The organism is Paenibacillus sp. Root444D2 (assembly GCF_001426375.1).
In the GTDB taxonomy this organism is placed as follows: domain Bacteria; phylum Bacillota; class Bacilli; order Paenibacillales; family NBRC-103111; genus Paenibacillus_E.
Genome location: NZ_LMEO01000034.1, coordinates 360,920 through 377,568 on the forward strand (window position 1 = coordinate 360,920; position 16,649 = coordinate 377,568).

Consider the following 16,649-nt stretch of genomic DNA (forward strand, 5'->3'; position numbering starts at 1 on the left):
TTCAATTGTTTATAAACCTTTTGTTTTGTCCTCGTTATAGGAAGCCGTCATCATAGCGACGATGAATAATAGAAAAACGGTATTAACGAGCCAAAATGTTGCTGATAAACCAAACATTGCTGCACCTCCTAATATAGGGATCTTTTAGCGTGCTAAAAGTCTCTCAGCTTTGGGATCTTTTAGCGTGCTAAAAGTCTTTCAGCTTTGGGGATCCTAGAGCATAGTTAAGGCTTATTATACCCAACCATTCTAAAAAAAGAAACGAATAAAGTGTGAATAATTTCGGTTATTTAAAAAATAGAAAGTTGGTGGCTAGCGGTCTAAGCTTCCCATCAGATGGGCGATTGATGACACTGCCCCCCATGACTAAAGTGGTGGAGCCGCCCCCATCCAAGTTATACGCATCCACAATGCCTAATTGCTGCATTTTGTCCTGCAGCTCAGCAAGTGTTGCTCCAGAATTACCGCTTTCGTCATAGCCGTCGGTCACAATAAACAAAAGCTGGTCGTGCTTGTAGTTGGCCATGATGGTCCGCGCTGCTCTTGCCGGTGAGCTTTGCCACTGATAGGGAATCGACATCTTGTTACCATTCTTCAGGAGAACCGGAACGAAGGTAGATCCCATGATCGGGTTCAACTTGTCTAGCTCAGACTGAGTACTGAACTTTCCGCCAATGAGCTTGCGGTCTTTATTCAGGCCAATGAAGGTTGTATCGTTGTTGGTAGGAAAGAAGCCATTCACATACTTCCCATTCATCATGGTTGTGTCGAGCGGATAGCGTTTGCCTTTGTTATCATCGGCGAAGCCCCCTGCATTCACACCAGCGATAGCCCCATAACGTGTGACTGCATCCAGCGTTGTTTCACTGGAGCCAATTTTATCCTTGCCAAGCACAAGTTTGATGGCCTTATCGCTCTTAAGGTTTACTTTAAGAGCATAACCTTTATAGTTGCTTTCATTCAAAGCAAAAAGTTTTAAGTCGATATTCCCAGATGAAGCTTGTCGAATTGGGCTGCCGAGCTTGGCTGTTATCCGTGTATCATAGATAATCCCGGGTATCGCAGCTTGTGCTGCAGCGTTCTGGAGCATGGCCGTTACTTCTGCGGCACTTTTCTCATAAAGCTCGAAATATTGCTGAATGATGGATTTGGTTTGCACAGCGTCGCTATTCGCTTTGGTCAGCAAGTTATCAAGCGTAAGCGTTTCTTGATGCAAAGAGATCGGCGTAGACGCCTTATGTATCAACGGGCTGATAGGGACATTCGCCGTAACGAAGAGCAGCCAAATCAGCATCCCCAGAAACGGGGCGCATGCAAGAAGAAGGACGCGGTTGATTTGTTGAATGCTGATCACGTTCATTACTTTAACACATCCAGATTTTTTTGCAGTTCTTCCAGCTTCTTCTTTACGTCGGCAAGCTGCGTATAGAGCTGGTTGCTGTTATCGGTTTTGCTGTTAGCGCTGTCCTTCGTGAAAGCCAGTAATTCATTCAGTGAGTCTACCTTTGTCTGTAAAGCTTTCATATCTGTCGTAACACTATCTTTTAATTGGGTCACTTGCTTCTGATAGTCTTGTTGAACCACTTGCAGTTGTTGCTGGGTTTGCTGTGCGATATCGGTTGCAATTTTTTGCCTCAAATGCTCTGTGTACATCATAGCAGCGGCGACTCCGATTGCGATCAGCATGACCCAACCCACAAACAAGTATACGTACGTTTTCTTTCTTACCTTGGTAGCCTTCGAAGCGGCGCGAGGGAAAGAATTCGCAGTCGTAGTCTCGATGGGCATGTTCATGAAAATCACCTCTATTTACTAGTATAACATATTCCATATTTTTTACAGAATTTTAGATAGAATTCGCTGTTTTTCGATATTCATTTGGGGTGAGTCCCTCTAGTTTTTTGAAAACTTTGCTGAAATATTTCTCGTCCTGGTAACCGACCATCTCAGCTACTTGTGAAATCCGAAGATGTGGATTACGCAGCAAGACCTTTGCTTTACTCATGCGAATTTGACCTAAATAATCAGAGAGATTTACCTCGAACTCTTGCTTGAATTTCCGTGAGATGTACTCGCGGCTGAGGTAGAATCGATTCGCGATGTCCTGAAGAGAGACATCTTCGTGATAGTGCTTCTCAAGGAACTCGGCGATTTCAAAAATAACGCTTTTGTCCTTTTGCTGACTCTCAAGAAGCAGTTTCGATAAGTGAACAATACTCCGAGTGAGTTCCTGCTGCCACAATGAGAGAGAAAGGATCCCGTACTCATCCAACGGAACGATTAAACTGGATGGCTCATCCAGGAGCAGCTGTTTGACCTGATCTTCACTAATGTTAGAGAAAAATTGCTGCACCCAACGGCGCTTCATCACCCTATACTCCCGCCACCAATGGTCGAGCTGTTCGAGTGTAATGGCTTCACTCAGTTTAACGGCATCCATCCATGCTTGAATCGTTTCTTGAATTTGGTCTATGCTGCCACTGCGAATAGCGAGTTGAATTCGTTCCTCGTATTGACTGAAAGTAAGCGCAGGCTGAATCGTTTTGGCAGTATTCAATGTACTGTGAATCCAAGTTTCCTTGGATTTGAGATTGCGCTGTCTGAGAGCATCACGGGCTTCCTGATAGGATAAAGCCAAATCCGTCGGGAAGGAGCGAGAGCTTCCGATACCGAAGTCCACGCGGGTATGAAGCGCGGTGCGAATCCCATCATTAATTTTAGCTAGAAATGCCTCAGAGCCAGATTGATCCTTCCATAGAAGCAAAACAATTTCGTTATCGCTGTTCCAATGGCGGAATGCATAACCGCGCTGATCGTTAATGAGGAATTCATTACATATGTTAATGAGAGAGAAGAACAGTAAATCCAGATTATGACTGAATTTGTTCTTCACACTGCGTTCCATCGTATCTAAAGATAAAATAGCAACACGACATTCTCGGGTTGTCCGAGATAAATGAAATTCTTTCTCGAGCTGCTCGGCCGCTTGATCATAGGCGGAGGGTTCGGCAATTAAGTTCGATAGCAGCTTGTCCCAGTACATGGGCTTAATTTGGTTCATTTCAATATTCAGCTCTCGATTAGTATGACGAAGCTCCTCATCCTTATTCCAAGCCTGAATGGCTTTATCTAACGCTTCATTTAACTGCTCGGGATCAATGGGCTTTAATATATAGTCCGTTCCCCCATACTTCAACGTATGGCGAAGTAGAGAGAAGTCGTCATGGCCGCTAATGACGATCGTCTTCGAGTCAGGAGCATGCGTTTGCAGCCACTCAAGCAATTTTACACCATTCATAATGGGCATCATCATATCGGTCATAATAATCTCAGGATGATGGGTGTTCACCATATCAATGGCCGATTCACCATCTTGGGCCTCCAGAATGGTTTCTATGCCATACTGTTTCCAGTTGACTAGCAGACGGATGGCGTCGCGCACATGCTTTTCATCATCGACAAGTAATGCTTTCATTCCGTTTGCTCCCTTTTCATAGGAATGTGAATGACAATCCTAAGACCTTGTGGTTGTACATGTTCAATATCGAGAGTTGCATCATCGGTAAAATAGAGCTGTACTCGGGTTAGCACATTACTAAGTCCAATACAGGCTGCATCGGTTATGGAAGGGGTATTCAGTCGGCTTTTTACCTCGCGCAACCGCTCCTCCGTTATACCAATCCCATTATCTTCAATAATGAGCTTTAAATATTCATCCTCACGATCTGTAGGCATCGTTGCCTGAATACGTAATAAGCCTGTGGTTTCACTTGGTTTAAAACCATGCTTAAAATAATTTTCCACAAGCGGTTGAAGGATCATCTTGGGTACAGAGATTGCTTTTGTGCTTTCTTCGATGTCGTAAATAATTTCAAATTGATGCTCGAATCGCTGTTTTTGCAGCTCGAGATAAGCTTTAATATGTTCAATTTCCTTACGCAAAGGAACAACCGATTCGTTGGTGTTCATACTGTAATGCATCATTTTAGCCAGATATGAAATTAAAGCGTAAATCTTTGGAGCCTCGTGCTGTAAAGCTAATGTACCGATAGATTGCAGTGCGTTATTCAGAAAATGCGGATTGATCTGGGCTTGGAGTGCCATGAGCTGATTCGATTTGTTTGCAAGCTCTAAGCGGTATTCGCGCATGACCATTTGATTTAAATCTTGCATCAGGCCATGGAATCGATTGGCGAGAATGCCCATTTCATCCGTTCGAGTGAGCTCGATATCGGCATTCAATTGGCCTAACTGAACTTGTCCCGCCTGTATGCGTGTGATATAACGAAGTAATTGTTTGATAGGCTCTGTAAATTTAATGCTGATATAAATGGTTCCGGCAATGACAATCAACATAAACAGAGTAAGGATCAAAGAATTAATTAACGTTAACTGTCTGGCACTTTTCGTTAATTGCTCGTAGGGAAGCCGCTTCACGATCGTCCAGTTCACATAGTCAGTTTTCATTTTTTCATAAATATTTATCCCCGCATAAGCGCCGTTTTTCCATTCATAGGAACCTTTTTGGAGATCACTATAAATCGCCTCATTCCCCCAGCTTGCTTCAAGAGGTTGTCCCCATTTAGAAACATCAGGACCGAACACGATGAACCCCTTATCATCCAGGATATACAGTTCTTCTTGGTCATGGGTGAATAAGCTTTGAGATATTTCTGAGACTAGATTCAGCTGAAGATCAATGATCAGCTCACCAATCGAGACGTTACTTGGGGAGTACATAATTTTACGGTGCATAGATAGGACAGGGGTTGGAGCAGAATACACATTAAGTGCAATATTGTAATTATGGCTTTCATGAGTGGTTTCAAAATAAACGGTTTTGTTCTCGGGGAACTGCCGAAGAGATTCATATTTACCGATCGTGCTTCCTTGAATGTCGCTGCTCGCTAAATAAGAACGGTCGCTAACGGAGGCGTAAAGATAAATTTGTTTGATCTCTTTAACCGAGTGGGACATGACCTGCAGTCCGCTTTTGATAACCTTATCACTCATGTAGTCGATTTCTTGCTCGGTTTGCAGAATATCGTATAGATAACCAACAGATGAATACTGACCTGTATAAATCGTAGTGGATGCTTGGACAACACCATTTAAGTAGTTCAATAAATTCATTTTTGCTTGAGATATCAGGGCCGAATTATTCGTAATTGTGTCTTCTGTGACTTTCTCCTTGGTGAATATATAAGAAACAATAATGGATGTAGTGAATGGAACTAAGGTCGCAATGAGCAGAAAAAGGATTAATTTATTACGTATACTATGACGAAACAAGGTGTATCAACTCGGTTTCTTTTTAGACTTTTCACCCTACATTGTAGCAGGAGAGGTCAACAAATTCCACCTAATGCATCACGATAATCTGTGTTTTGCCAAGAACAAGGGCTTTATACTTAGGGTATAGTTACATAATCGTAAGGGGGAAATTCCCATGAAGGCCAACAAAGGGTTAGCAGGACTTATCCAACAATGGGTGTTTATCGGACCAGCGTTGATCTTTTTCGCGCTCATTGTTGTTACTCCTTTTCTCATGAGTATTTATTATTCATTTACCGAGTGGAATGGTGTGACAACAACCGTGAAGTTCAACGGTCTAGACAATTTCAAACACCTTCTTTTTCATGACACGGACTATCGCAACGCATTCTGGTTTACAACAAGAATAACCGTGACGGATGTCATTCTCACGAATCTTGTCGGGTTTCTTTTGGCGCTCTTGCTCACACAGGCACTGAAAACCAGAAATGTACTGCGTACTATTTTCTTCATGCCGAACGTTATTGGGGGATTACTGCTTGGATTCATTTGGCAGTTTATTTTCGTCAAAGGGTTCGGGACACTAGGTGAAATAACGAATCTAAGTTTTTTCCAGCTACCTTGGTTAGGTGATGCTCCAACCGCTTTCTGGGCGATCGCCATCGTTAGTATTTGGCAAGGTTCCGGCTACTTAATGATCATTTATATTGCGGCGCTTTCGAATGTGCCCAAAGATATGGTTGAAGCGGCCTATATTGATGGAGCTACCCGATTACAAGTACTTAAGAATATTATCATTCCACTCATTATGCCGGCCGTTACAGTATGTTTGTTCCTCACAATTTCATGGAACTTCAAGATGTTTGATCTGAACTTTGCCTTGACCAAAGGTGGACCGTTCAACTCAACAGAGTCTGTTTCCATCAATATTTATCAAGAAGCGTTCCGAAATAACAACTACGGTTTAGGAACGGCAAAAGCGTTAGTATTCTTCGTTGTAGTGGCCATTATTTCGACCATCCAAGTCATGTATACGAAACGCAAGGAGGTTGAAGTTTAATGGAATCTGTCAAAAAATACTCTGGACGACTATTCACACTCGAGGTGCTTGGCATCTTGATTGGACTTTTATTTCTAGTCCCTTTCTACTTTGTCATCGTCAACTCCCTTAAGACATTTCCGGAGCTGGCCGCTAGCACAGCTAAGCTTCCGTCAAGCTTATATCTTGACAACTATACGAAGGTATGGGCAATCATGAAGTTCCCAAGTGCGTTTATGAACTCTTTAATTATTACAGTGCTCAGTAATGTGGGACTTGTATTGATTAGTTCCATGGCCGCTTATCGAATGGTACGCAAATCAAGTAAATTCAACAATCTTGTATTTATTGCTTTCGTTGCTGCCATGGTTATTCCGTTTCAATCCATCATGATCCCGCTTGTGCGTGTGGCTAATGCAGTTGGACTCATGGATAGCAAGTTTGGTTTGATTATTTGTTATTTTGGATTCGGTGTTTCACTGAACGTCTTCTTGTTTCATGGTTTTATTAAATCCATTCCACTTGAAATTGAAGAGTCAGCCACTGTGGATGGCTGCTCGCCGTATGGAGTATTTTGGCGAATTGTTTTCCCGCTGTTAAAGCCGATGTCCACGACAGTCATTATCTTAAACAGTTTATGGATATGGAATGATTATTTGCTGCCTTCACTCGTGTTAAATAGTCCAGATCTGAGAACAATACCTTTAGCTACATTCTCCTTCTTTGGCCAATATACGAAACAATGGGATTTGGCCTTGGCTGGTCTAACACTTGGCGTCCTACCGATCGTTATTTTCTTCTTGGCCATGCAGAGACATATTGTAGAAGGCATTACGGCAGGCTCGGTAAAAGGTTAACAGTTTTGCAAATATGTTCAAAATCTTCCACCTTTATGTTCAATATCCTCTGTGTTAAGGGTTTAAGTAAGTGTTTACAATAAACCATGTAAGCTGATGACGAGCTAATGAGATGTTATCAGGGTAAGTTGATTGAAACTTAAAAGGGAGGCTTTACCTCAATGAAAAAATTAACAATGATCAGTATGGCAGCTGTACTTTCACTATCTTTAGTTGCCGTTGGTTGCGCGAAGAAAGAAACAGCGCCAACGCCAAGTGCAACTACGGGTGGAGCGGCAACAGCAACACCTGCTGCAGGCGGTAAACAAGTTACAATTAAAATGTTCCAATTCAAAGTAGAAATCGCCGATCAACTTGGCAAATTAATTCAAGAATATCAAAAGCTAAATCCTAATGTTAAAATTCAAGTTGACACAGTAGGCGGCGGTGCTGACTACGGCGCAGCATTACTTGCGAAGTTTAACTCGGGTGACAAACCGGACATTTTCAACAACGGTGGTTTCTCGGATATGGATAAATGGATCGAAAACCTGGAAGATCTTTCGGATCAACCATGGGTTAATGATCTTGTAGACGTGGCAAAAGAGCCAATGACGAAAAACGGTAAATTGTATGGACAACCGCTGAACCTAGAAGGTTATGGTTTCCAATACAATAAAGACTTGTTTACACAAGCCGGCATTACCGAATTGCCAAAAACACTCACACAACTCGAAGATGCGGCTAAAAAGCTTCAAGCCAAAGGCATTACACCTTTCGAAACTGGCTATGGCGAGTGGTGGGTACTTGGTAACCACTTCGTAAACCTTCCTTTTGCTTACCAAAAGGATCCAAATGCTTTCATTGATGGCTTGAACAAAGGAACAGCAAAAATTCCAGGTAACGAAGTATTTAATCAATGGTCGAAACTATTTGATCTACAATTGAAATATGGTAACAAAAATCCGCTTCAAACCGACTACAATACACAAGTAACAGACTTTGCTACTGGTAAAGCAGCAATGACACAACAAGGTAACTGGACACAAGTTCAAATCACGAAAACGAACCCGAACATCAAAATTGGCTTCTTGCCAATGCCGATCAGCGATGACGCTGCAGCGAATGATAAATTGTTCGTTGGTGTTCCAAACAACTGGGTTATCAACAAAAACTCTGCTGTGAAAGACGAAGCTAAGAAATTCTTGAACTGGATGGTAAGCTCTGATGTAGGTAAGAAATACATCACGGAAGAATTCAAATTCATTCCAGCTTTCAAATCCATTCCTGCTGACGAGAAAGTTCTAGGACCTTTGGCAGCTGACATTATCGCTTACAGCAAAGCTGGTAAAACACTTAGCTGGAACTGGTTCAAATTCCCAGGCGGCGAAGCTTCCAGTAAAAAATTCGGCGATATTATGCAAGGTTATGTTGCGAAGAAGTATACGAAGGATCAAATGCTTGAGGAATTCCAGAAAACATGGGATAGCCTTAAGAAGTAACTCCATAATGGGTAGTAATAAAGCCTCAGCGCCAATGCTGAGGCTTTTTGCTGTTTAACAGATAAGGAATAGGCTGTTACAATAAAGAAGACTGGAGGTCTATGATGATAATAAGAATCAGGTCTTGGCTGCATAGCAGAGGAAATTCACTTCCGCGTGAGAAACAATTGTCTCGTGAGGCCGTAATTTCATTAATTATTCATTCTATTTTTCAGTTTGGCGCTTCCATGTCGGGCGTGTTCTTAAACTTGTACTTATGGCGTTTAACGCACAGTGTCGTAGTGAATGGTACATACAGCATGATCGTTTTCATCTTAACACCGATTGGCTTTGCACTTGGCGGCCTCATGATTAAGAAGAAAGACCGAATGGTATCGTATCGTCTAGGTATCATGCTTATAGGTCTTTTCTATTTGAGCGTCATTCTAGCCCAAGAGACACTGGTCGAATATTATATACTATTTGCCATTTTTAATGGACTTGCTGGCGCTTTTTACTGGGTAGGTTATTTAACCCTGATGTATGATGTGTCGAACGAACAGAACCGGATTCGATATCTTGCCTTCAATATGATTTTTTTCACAGCAGCAACCTTAGCGGGGCCGGCTCTTGCCGGGTTCATTATCCGTTTAAAAGAAGGGCTTAGCGGCTACACGATCGTCTTCTCAATCGCATTCTGTATGTTCTTACTAGCGGCGCTGATTTCATTGAAAATTAAAGCTTCAAGCGGACATCATAGAGTCTATTACTTGAAGCTGACTGGTCTTATTATGAAGAAAGAACGTGACTGGTTGAAAGCGCTGTTTGGATTTTTGGGAATGGGTTTGCTGCAAGGGACGATGCTTTTCTTACCGAATATTCTGCTTTTCAAAGTGATGCCGCGTGAAGATATTGTGGGCTATCTCGGTGTATTATACTCAAGTCTATCGATCGTAATGGGCCTTTTTATATCTAAATACGCAAACGCTAGTAAAGCTCGTCTTTATTTAGCCATATCAACACTTGGCTACCTTATTGGTGTATCTTTTTTACTAGGAAATGTTAATGTATGGACCGTTGTAAGTTTCATGATTTTGCACTCTATTTTCGCACCGCTGCAAGGGAATACGATGACAGGCTATTATTATGGCCTCATTGCGAAGCTGCCGCTTAAAGGTCAATTGAAAGTAGAAAGTGTGGTTGTTCGGGAATTTTTCTTGAATGTCGGACGTGTGATTTCTATTACCTGTTTAATCTCATTTGGCAGTGATTTGGATGGGGGCTGGATTCCATGGATTTTAATGATGGCAGCGATGTCACAAATTGCCCTTGTATGGTCGATTAAGAATCAATAAGATGAGCATGAAAGCGCGTTAACTCGGATATCCTAGGAAGTAGATGACAGGAGAAGAGGACGTGCGGTTATGGAACAGTATGACAGCATGATTGTTGGCGGAGGTATTGCTGGACTTCAAGCGGCTATTCAATTAGGAAGATATGAGCATCGTGTGCTTGTTATAGATGCGGGCTATGGCCGGTCTACACTATGTAAAAGTTATCATAACCTCTTGGGGTGGCCAGATGGTGTATCGGGTGAAGAGCTTCGCCGATTAGGGAGGCTTCAAGCTGAGAAGCTGGGTGTTACTTTCGCTAAAGATGAAGTTGTACAAGCCGTAAACAAAGGGAAGCCTGGGGATGGATTTGAGCTATGGGGGAAGTCGGGTAAGGGATATGAAGCCCCAACTTTACTTTTGGCTACAGGGCTTCTAGACCGTATTCCCGAGCTGCCCAATCTGAAAAACTGTCTAGGGCTGACTGTTTACGTCTGTCCAGATTGCGATGGCTATGAGGTTAAAAACAAACAGACTATTGTGATGGGTTCTGGTGATTCTGGAGCGGAAATGGCCCTGACGCTTAGTACGCGTACGGACAAGCTGACCTATGTGAATCATGAGCAGAAAGCAGTGAAGAGCGAACTACTAGCAAAGCTGAAGGAAAAGAGAATCACCTATGTTGCGGAAGATATTGGGGAGGTAATGGCTGAAACCAATGGCTTATTTCGCGGTATTGTTTTGGCAAATGGGGAACGAATCGGTGCGGAGCGCGGGTTTATTGCCTTCGGCGGGAATGAAGTGAAGTCGGATTTGGCACGGCAATTAGGCGCGGAGCGATTGGAGAATCGCCACATTGTAACGGATCCCCGCAGCAAAATGACAAGTGTGCCGTTCGTCTGGGCAGCTGGGGACGTAGGCGTTCATGCGGAACAAGTCACTATTGCCATGGGAGAAGGGGCTCAGGCGGCGATTTGGATGAACAAAGCACTGTTGATGTTAAAAGAAGAAGCGAACATACATCGAGTTGTAGTTCGCTCTTAAGGGTTTATAGTAGATAGAACAGCAGACGAGTCGGAAGTTTCCGCCCCTGGGAAAGCAGTTACAACATGGGCATAGTCGGCTAACGCCTGCTCCCCAAGCGGGGTGATGTGATAAATGCCGCGGCTTTGGCGTACGAACCAGCGGTAGTAGTTTTTTTGAAGCAGGGAGCTCACAGCTTTATTGCTCGTGAAATCGCGAAGCTGACGAGGACTAAGTGGTCCATGCTGACGCATTAGGTAGGCGCAATGAAGCGATTTTTCACGGTAGGCAGTCATGAGTTTTTGTTTAGAGCTGCCACCGACGTTGTAGTCCCCACTGCGTTCATGAAATTCATTTACGACTTTCAAGGCAGCCCGCTTATTCGGGCGTAATAGATAGGGAGTAGGCTCGCAGATGAGATCCACTGCGGGCTGTTTGCGTTTGAAGAATTGAACGGTCAGTACACCTAGACCGAGCATGCGGCATAAACGTCGAATTTCTTCCCATTGCAGTCGATGAGGCGCTCGTCCTTTATTAGGAAGCTCGAAAGCGACATAGACCTGATCCGTCAGCCGCAGACGATCGATGCCTTGCACGAGGAGCGGAATATTGAAGCTTTTTTTCAATTCGACAATGATTGGCGGCTCATCGCCGCGAATGGCAACTAAGTCGCAATGCTTAATCTCCGCACGTACGGTGTATCCTCGCTGCTCGAAATATTGTTTAATCGGAGCGTAAAGCTCCGTTTCTGTTTGGATAGGCATGAGGTAAGTGATCTCCTCTCTAGTTACAAGATTTGCAGCCAGAATGTGTTCCATTATAGCATAGCTTTTGCTAGAATAGGGGAAGAATAACTTGTACGTACATGTTGAAACGGAAGGGTAGAGCAGGAGACAGAGGAGGATGCGTGGGATGAGTGAGATATTGGATGTCTGGATAGGAAAGAGTATGGATTGCGCTTGCGGGTTGCGGCACGAAGTACCGATTAAGCGGATCGTTATTGAACGGGATGCGCTGGCGCAGGTGGCCGGGTATGTAAAAGAAGCCGGCTATGGGGAAGTGACGCTTGTCGCGGACGGGAGGACGTATCAAGCAGCTGGAGAGAAACTGCGCGAGCTGCTGGAAGCCGCGCAGGTGAAGGTGAGCATCAGCGTGATTCGCGAGAACGCGATGGGGGAAGTGGCGGCCGATGAAGAAGCGATTGTCCAGGTGATGCTGGACACGCCGCTTTCATCGGAGGTCATAGTGGCCGTGGGCGCGGGTACCGTCCACGACATTGTGCGCTTCGTGGCGCATCGCACGAAGCGGCCGTTCTTGTCTGTGCCGACGGCGCCGTCGGTGGACGGCTTCGCCTCAGTGGGCGCGCCGCTCATCGTCCGCGGCTTCAAGCAGACGATCCCGGCTTGCGCGCCGGAGGCGATCTTCGCCGACCTCGCGGTGCTGGCGGAGGCGCCGCAGGCGATGATAGCGGCCGGCCTCGGCGATATGCTCGGCAAGCACACGTCGCTGGCCGATTGGTCGCTTGGCCGTGTGCTCCTCGGCGAGCACTACTGCGAGCTGAGCGCTCGGTTGACGCTGGAAGCCGTGGAGCTCTGCACGGCTCATTTGGCCGAGATCGCGCAGCGCACCGATCTCGGCTTGCTCCGGTTGATGGAAGGCCTGATCCTATCAGGCCTTTCCATGCTCATGGTCGGCCACTCGCGGCCGGCCTCCGGGGCTGAGCACCATCTCTCCCACTACTGGGAGATGGTGCTTCTGCAGCAGCGGCGCCGGGCGCTGCTGCACGGCGCGAAGGTCGGCGTCGCGACCGTGCTCATGGCGCAGCGCTATCAGGCGCTGCAGGGGCTCACGGCCGACGCGGCCGCTGCGCGCCTAGCGCAAGGCCATGTCCCCAGCGAGCTTACGGATGCGCAGCGCATCCAGCAGGTCTATGGGGAGATGGCCGAGCAGGTCATCGCCGAGAATTTCCCGGTGAATGGCACGGCTGTAGATGCGGAGGCGCTGAAGGCGCGCATCGCGGAAAAGTGGGGCGATGTGCAAGCCATCGCCCGGGCGGTCCCGCTACCATCGCAGTTCATCGCATGGCTCGAGGCCGTGCAGGGACCGGTAACGCCGGAGCAGCTCGGTGTGGAGCCGGAGCTGGTGGAGGCGTCCCTGCAGGATGCGCTTTTCGTGCGCAACCGATTCACGATCCTACGTTTACAGCGTCTGCTGTAAACTCTGTATCTGTACAAAGGAAATATGGGATGGCAAGGGTTATTACTTGTCATCTCATTTTTTTGTTTTTTTAAAAGGCAAAAGTCACCTGATTCCTCATGATTTCTGGGATTTTTCGTCCAATTAGCACATCGACGTTCCCCCTCAGTAAATACTTGTGACCCTTTTACTTTTATATAGCTTCTGGTACATCGGCATTGATTTTCAAGACGAAATTTGCAACTCCATTGGAATAAATCCAATCAAATGCTCTCTAGGGCTGTGAAAATCGCCATTCCATTGGATTTTTTCCAATGAAATGGCCGATTCCTTGTCTGAAGACGGACTTCTATTGGATCTTCTCCAATCAAATCAGGGGGCTTCTGAGAAATTGCATTGTAGCTATCGTAATTTACTACAATAGCTCAATAATCTAACAAATCCAAATACAAGACTGCTGGTGGTAAGATTTGAGTGGTAAGATTTGGCTGGTAAAACTTGGATGACCCCCTGCCAGCTAAGGCCTTTCAGGATATAGCCATCCTTCGTACATAAAAGTGTAAAAAAGCACAACCTGACTTAATTTTTGCCATCCCGAAATTTGGAATTGTTAACTATACTGGTACGTATGCAAGACGGTTCCGAGACAAGAAGGAGGGGCAACATGAAATTTGCTAATGAGAAAGTCAGCGATATCCAAATCGCTTATATTGGTGGAGGCTCGATGTATTGGGCGAAAAATCTGATTGCCGATCTGGCGTTAGATGGTCAATTGTCAGGCACCATTCGTTTGTACGACCTTGATTACGGCAAGGCCAAAAATAATGAAAAGCTGGGTAATTCGGTTTCAGATTATGCGGAGACGAAATCCAAATGGACTTACAAGGCGTATCCGACGCTCCAAGAGGCGCTAAGCGGATGCGATTTTGTGTTTATTTCAATCCTGCCCGGTACATTCCGGGAGATGGAATCTGATGTGCATGAACCGGAGAAATACGGCATTTATCAGGCCGTTGGCGATACGACTGGACCCGGGGGTCTTGTCAGAGCTCTGCGCACCATTCCCATGTATGTGGAAATAGCACAAGCGATTGAGCGCTTTTCACCGGATGCTTGGGTGTTTAATTACACGAATCCAATGACACTCTGTACGCGGACGCTTTTTGAAGTATTTCCGAAAATTAAAGCACTTGGCTGCTGCCATGAGATTTTCGGTGTGCAAGGTCTTTTGATTCGTATGCTGCGGGATATGGAAGGGATTGAAGGTGTGCACCGGGATCAAGTGAAAGTGAATGTGCTGGGCATCAATCATTTTACTTGGATCGATCAAGCAACATATCAAAATATGGATCTAATTCCGATGTATCGGAAGTTTGTTGATACATACTTTGAATCCGGATTTGAGCATAACAAAGATGCCTGGGTCACGAACACGTATACGGCTGCCAACCGCGTAAAGTTTGATTTGTTTCGGCGCTATGGCGTTATTGCAGCGGCAGGTGATCGCCACTTGGCGGAATTTATGCCTCCTTGGTATTTGAAGGATCCGGAGACAGTTCGTTCATGGAAGTTCGGCTTAACGACGGTACAAAGCCGTGTCGACAAGCATGCAGCAACGGAACATTTTTACAGTAAGCTGCTACGTTCCGAGGAGAAGCTGCCGCTCAAGGCATCTGGAGAGGAAGAGGTCAGACAGTTAAAAGGTCTAATCGGACTTGAACAATTCGTGACCAATATTAATGTTCCCAACGTTGGACAAATGAAGGGAATTCCTATGGGAGCGGTAGTAGAAACGAACGCTGTGTTCTCAGCGAATAGTTTGCGTCCGGTCTACGCGGGCGAGCTTCCGATGGAGGTCAATAATCTGGTCTTGCAACATACGATGAACCAGGAGCTTATTTTGAGGGCTGCTCTCCAAAAGGACAAAGACTTAGCTTTCAAGGCGTTTATCAACGATCCGCTTGTGAATATCGATATCCGCGATGCCGAGGTATTGTTCGATCAGATGCTGCAAAATACGAAAGCGTATTTACCAGGATGGAACATCTGATGGCGGGTCGGCCATGAGTGCAGGGTTAGAAATATTTAGCGAATCCGCCTCGATTGATCCGCAGGATGATAAAGCCGTTCGCCGGATGATTTTCAAGCTGGCAGGTCCATCTTTGACGGAAATGCTGCTCATGAATATGACGCAAATGGTGATGATGATTCTGGTCGGACACCTTGGGGCTATTGCCGTGGCGGCGGTGGGTTTAACAAGCCAACCTTATTTATTACTGACCGTCCTTTTTGCAGCGCTTAATACAGGTACAACCGTCATTGTCGCACGTTCCACAGGAGCGGTCAAAATGGGGGACGCGAATCTGGCCGCAGGGCAGTCGCTTCTGCTCGGTACCGTCCTGTCTGTCCTAATTGTTGCGATTGGAGTCACCTTTGCGGAGAGCATGCTCCGTTTGATGGGAGCCAGCGCTGAGGTCGTTCAATATGGATTGCCATATGCGAAATTAATGTTTTTCTCCATTGGCTTCTCCTCTATCTCGTCTGCTTTATCTGCTATTCTGCGAGGGGCGGGAGACACACGGACTCCAATGAAAATCAATGTGCTGTCAGGATGCGTCAATGTTATCCTCGGGTTCGTGTTGATTTACGGTCACCTCGATTTTCCGCAAATGGGCGTTAAGGGGGCGGCCATCGCTACTTTAGTGGTCCAGACCGGGGCTATGATTTGCTTTATAGCCGTCCTGTTCAGCGGAAGATTTGCAGTCCGTATCGGCTGGCCGGATATAAGTCGATTGGATAAGGCCATGATCAGACGCATGTTGAAGATAGGGATACCTAGCAGTCTAGAGCAGCTTATTATGAGATTAGGGATTATGACGTTTGTGAAAATCTGTGCTGGACTCGGGACCGTTGCCGTTGCGGCATCACAAATTGTAACAAGCATTATCGGGATATCGTTTATGCCGGGGGCTGCTTTTGCCATCGCAGCCTCTACGCTAGTTGGGCAAACCCTTGGCGTAAGTAAACCCGACCTCGCCGAACGATATGTGTGGCAAGTCAGAAAGTACGGCATGTTCGTGGCCGGTTTTATGGGAATGCTTTTTATTCTGCTCGCTCCCCACATCCTCATGCTATATACGAATGATGAGACGATTATTCGCGAAGGGGCATGGGCGCTTCGGATCGTAGGTTTTATCCAGATATCTCAAATATCGCAGTTTGTTCTTGGAGGAGCGTTAAGAGGAGCAGGAGATACCCGGTACCCCTTATATTCGACATTCATTGGCGTGTGGGGAATAAGGGTTGTACTCAGTTACTTGTTTGTTTACGTCTTTCATTGGGGCATGATCGGTTTATGGAGCGCCGTTGCTTGCGATCAATTTCTCAGATCTAATTTGATTTATTTTAGGTTCAAACGCGGGGCGTGGAAGTATCTAAAGGTTTAATACGCAAAAGGAGACGCAGAAGA

General features: G+C 45.5%; 13 protein-coding genes. 8 read left to right on the plus strand and 5 right to left on the minus strand.

From position 1 onward, the window contains the following. Positions 1–286: 286 nt before the first annotated feature. From ASD40_RS19920 to ASD40_RS19935, 4 genes are read right to left on the minus strand one after another with little or no spacing between them, the layout of a single operon-like run. On the minus strand, positions 287–1,360 hold the full coding sequence (locus ASD40_RS19920; RefSeq protein ID WP_057304891.1) for a phosphodiester glycosidase family protein: 1,074 nt from the start codon (positions 1,358–1,360) through the stop codon (positions 287–289). Next, complete coding sequence (locus tag ASD40_RS19925; protein WP_047677233.1) at positions 1,360–1,794, minus strand: hypothetical protein; 435 nt, start codon at positions 1,792–1,794, stop codon at positions 1,360–1,362. Before ASD40_RS19925 ends, ASD40_RS19920 begins: the two co-directional genes overlap by 1 nt. Positions 1,795–1,846: 52 nt before the next feature. Then, the gene (locus ASD40_RS19930; RefSeq protein ID WP_057304892.1) at positions 1,847–3,475 is read right to left on the minus strand and encodes a response regulator; all 1,629 of its coding nucleotides are present in this window, start codon (positions 3,473–3,475) and stop codon (positions 1,847–1,849) included. Further along, the gene (locus ASD40_RS19935) at positions 3,472–5,292 is read right to left on the minus strand and encodes a cache domain-containing sensor histidine kinase (RefSeq protein ID WP_057304893.1); all 1,821 of its coding nucleotides are present in this window, start codon (positions 5,290–5,292) and stop codon (positions 3,472–3,474) included. Before ASD40_RS19935 ends, ASD40_RS19930 begins: the two co-directional genes overlap by 4 nt. Positions 5,293–5,449: 157 nt before the next feature. On the opposite strand from ASD40_RS19935, the gene ASD40_RS19940 reads away from it, so the two are divergent. The 5 genes from ASD40_RS19940 to ASD40_RS19960 all read left to right on the plus strand — a co-directional run bounded on the left by ASD40_RS19940 (position 5,450) and on the right by ASD40_RS19960 (position 11,005). After that, on the plus strand, positions 5,450–6,334 hold the full coding sequence (locus tag ASD40_RS19940) for a carbohydrate ABC transporter permease (RefSeq protein WP_057304894.1): 885 nt from the start codon (positions 5,450–5,452) through the stop codon (positions 6,332–6,334). Further along, entirely contained in the window at positions 6,334–7,170 is an 837-nt protein-coding gene (locus ASD40_RS19945; protein ID WP_057304895.1) for a carbohydrate ABC transporter permease, read from the plus strand. Before ASD40_RS19940 ends, ASD40_RS19945 begins: the two co-directional genes overlap by 1 nt. Positions 7,171–7,331: 161 nt before the next feature. Continuing rightward, positions 7,332–8,651: an ABC transporter substrate-binding protein gene (locus ASD40_RS19950; protein ID WP_057304896.1), complete on the plus strand. Its 1,320-nt coding sequence runs from the start codon at positions 7,332–7,334 to the stop codon at positions 8,649–8,651. Positions 8,652–8,752: 101 nt separating this feature from the next. Then, positions 8,753–9,985, plus strand: coding sequence for an MFS transporter (locus ASD40_RS19955; protein ID WP_057304897.1), 1,233 nt, complete (start codon positions 8,753–8,755; stop codon positions 9,983–9,985). Positions 9,986–10,054: 69 nt separating this feature from the next. Beyond that, a complete protein-coding gene (locus ASD40_RS19960; RefSeq protein WP_057304898.1) occupies positions 10,055–11,005 on the plus strand; it encodes an NAD(P)/FAD-dependent oxidoreductase in 951 nt (316 codons plus the stop codon). On the opposite strand, the gene ASD40_RS19965 is transcribed toward ASD40_RS19960, so the two are convergent. Continuing rightward, positions 11,002–11,748, minus strand: a complete 747-nt coding sequence (locus ASD40_RS19965) for a DUF2161 domain-containing phosphodiesterase (RefSeq protein ID WP_057304899.1) — start codon at positions 11,746–11,748, stop codon at positions 11,002–11,004. The genes ASD40_RS19960 and ASD40_RS19965 overlap by 4 nt on opposite strands. Before the next feature lie 148 nt (positions 11,749–11,896). Here ASD40_RS19965 and ASD40_RS19970 point away from each other — a divergent pair, with 148 nt between their 5' ends. The 3 genes from ASD40_RS19970 to ASD40_RS19980 all read left to right on the plus strand — a co-directional run bounded on the left by ASD40_RS19970 (position 11,897) and on the right by ASD40_RS19980 (position 16,626). Then, positions 11,897–13,201: a sn-glycerol-1-phosphate dehydrogenase gene (locus ASD40_RS19970; protein WP_063870811.1), complete on the plus strand. Its 1,305-nt coding sequence runs from the start codon at positions 11,897–11,899 to the stop codon at positions 13,199–13,201. Positions 13,202–13,844: 643 nt separating this feature from the next. Continuing rightward, complete coding sequence (locus ASD40_RS19975) at positions 13,845–15,230, plus strand: family 4 glycosyl hydrolase (RefSeq protein ID WP_057304901.1); 1,386 nt, start codon at positions 13,845–13,847, stop codon at positions 15,228–15,230. 13 nt (positions 15,231–15,243) lie between these two features. Continuing rightward, a complete protein-coding gene (locus ASD40_RS19980; RefSeq protein ID WP_057304902.1) occupies positions 15,244–16,626 on the plus strand; it encodes an MATE family efflux transporter in 1,383 nt (460 codons plus the stop codon). Positions 16,627–16,649: the final 23 nt, after the last annotated feature.

Bases quoted from the DNA above. Each gene is read 5' to 3' on its own strand.
- ASD40_RS19940 (WP_057304894.1), top strand. From the start codon at position 5,450: ATGAAGGCCAACAAAGGGTTAGCAGGACTTATCCAACAATGGGTGTTT.
- ASD40_RS19975 (WP_057304901.1), top strand. From the start codon at position 13,845: ATGAAATTTGCTAATGAGAAAGTCAGCGATATCCAAATCGCTTATATT.
- ASD40_RS19955 (WP_057304897.1), top strand. From the start codon at position 8,753: ATGATGATAATAAGAATCAGGTCTTGGCTGCATAGCAGAGGAAATTCA.
- ASD40_RS19970 (WP_063870811.1), top strand. From the start codon at position 11,897: ATGAGTGAGATATTGGATGTCTGGATAGGAAAGAGTATGGATTGCGCT.
- ASD40_RS19945 (WP_057304895.1), top strand. From the start codon at position 6,334: ATGGAATCTGTCAAAAAATACTCTGGACGACTATTCACACTCGAGGTG.
- ASD40_RS19950 (WP_057304896.1), top strand. From the start codon at position 7,332: ATGAAAAAATTAACAATGATCAGTATGGCAGCTGTACTTTCACTATCT.
- ASD40_RS19930 (WP_057304892.1), bottom strand. From the start codon at position 3,475: ATGAAAGCATTACTTGTCGATGATGAAAAGCATGTGCGCGACGCCATC.
- ASD40_RS19925 (WP_047677233.1), bottom strand. From the start codon at position 1,794: ATGAACATGCCCATCGAGACTACGACTGCGAATTCTTTCCCTCGCGCC.
- ASD40_RS19960 (WP_057304898.1), top strand. From the start codon at position 10,055: ATGGAACAGTATGACAGCATGATTGTTGGCGGAGGTATTGCTGGACTT.
- ASD40_RS19980 (WP_057304902.1), top strand. From the start codon at position 15,244: ATGAGTGCAGGGTTAGAAATATTTAGCGAATCCGCCTCGATTGATCCG.
- ASD40_RS19965 (WP_057304899.1), bottom strand. From the start codon at position 11,748: ATGCCTATCCAAACAGAAACGGAGCTTTACGCTCCGATTAAACAATAT.
- ASD40_RS19920 (WP_057304891.1), bottom strand. From the start codon at position 1,360: ATGAACGTGATCAGCATTCAACAAATCAACCGCGTCCTTCTTCTTGCA.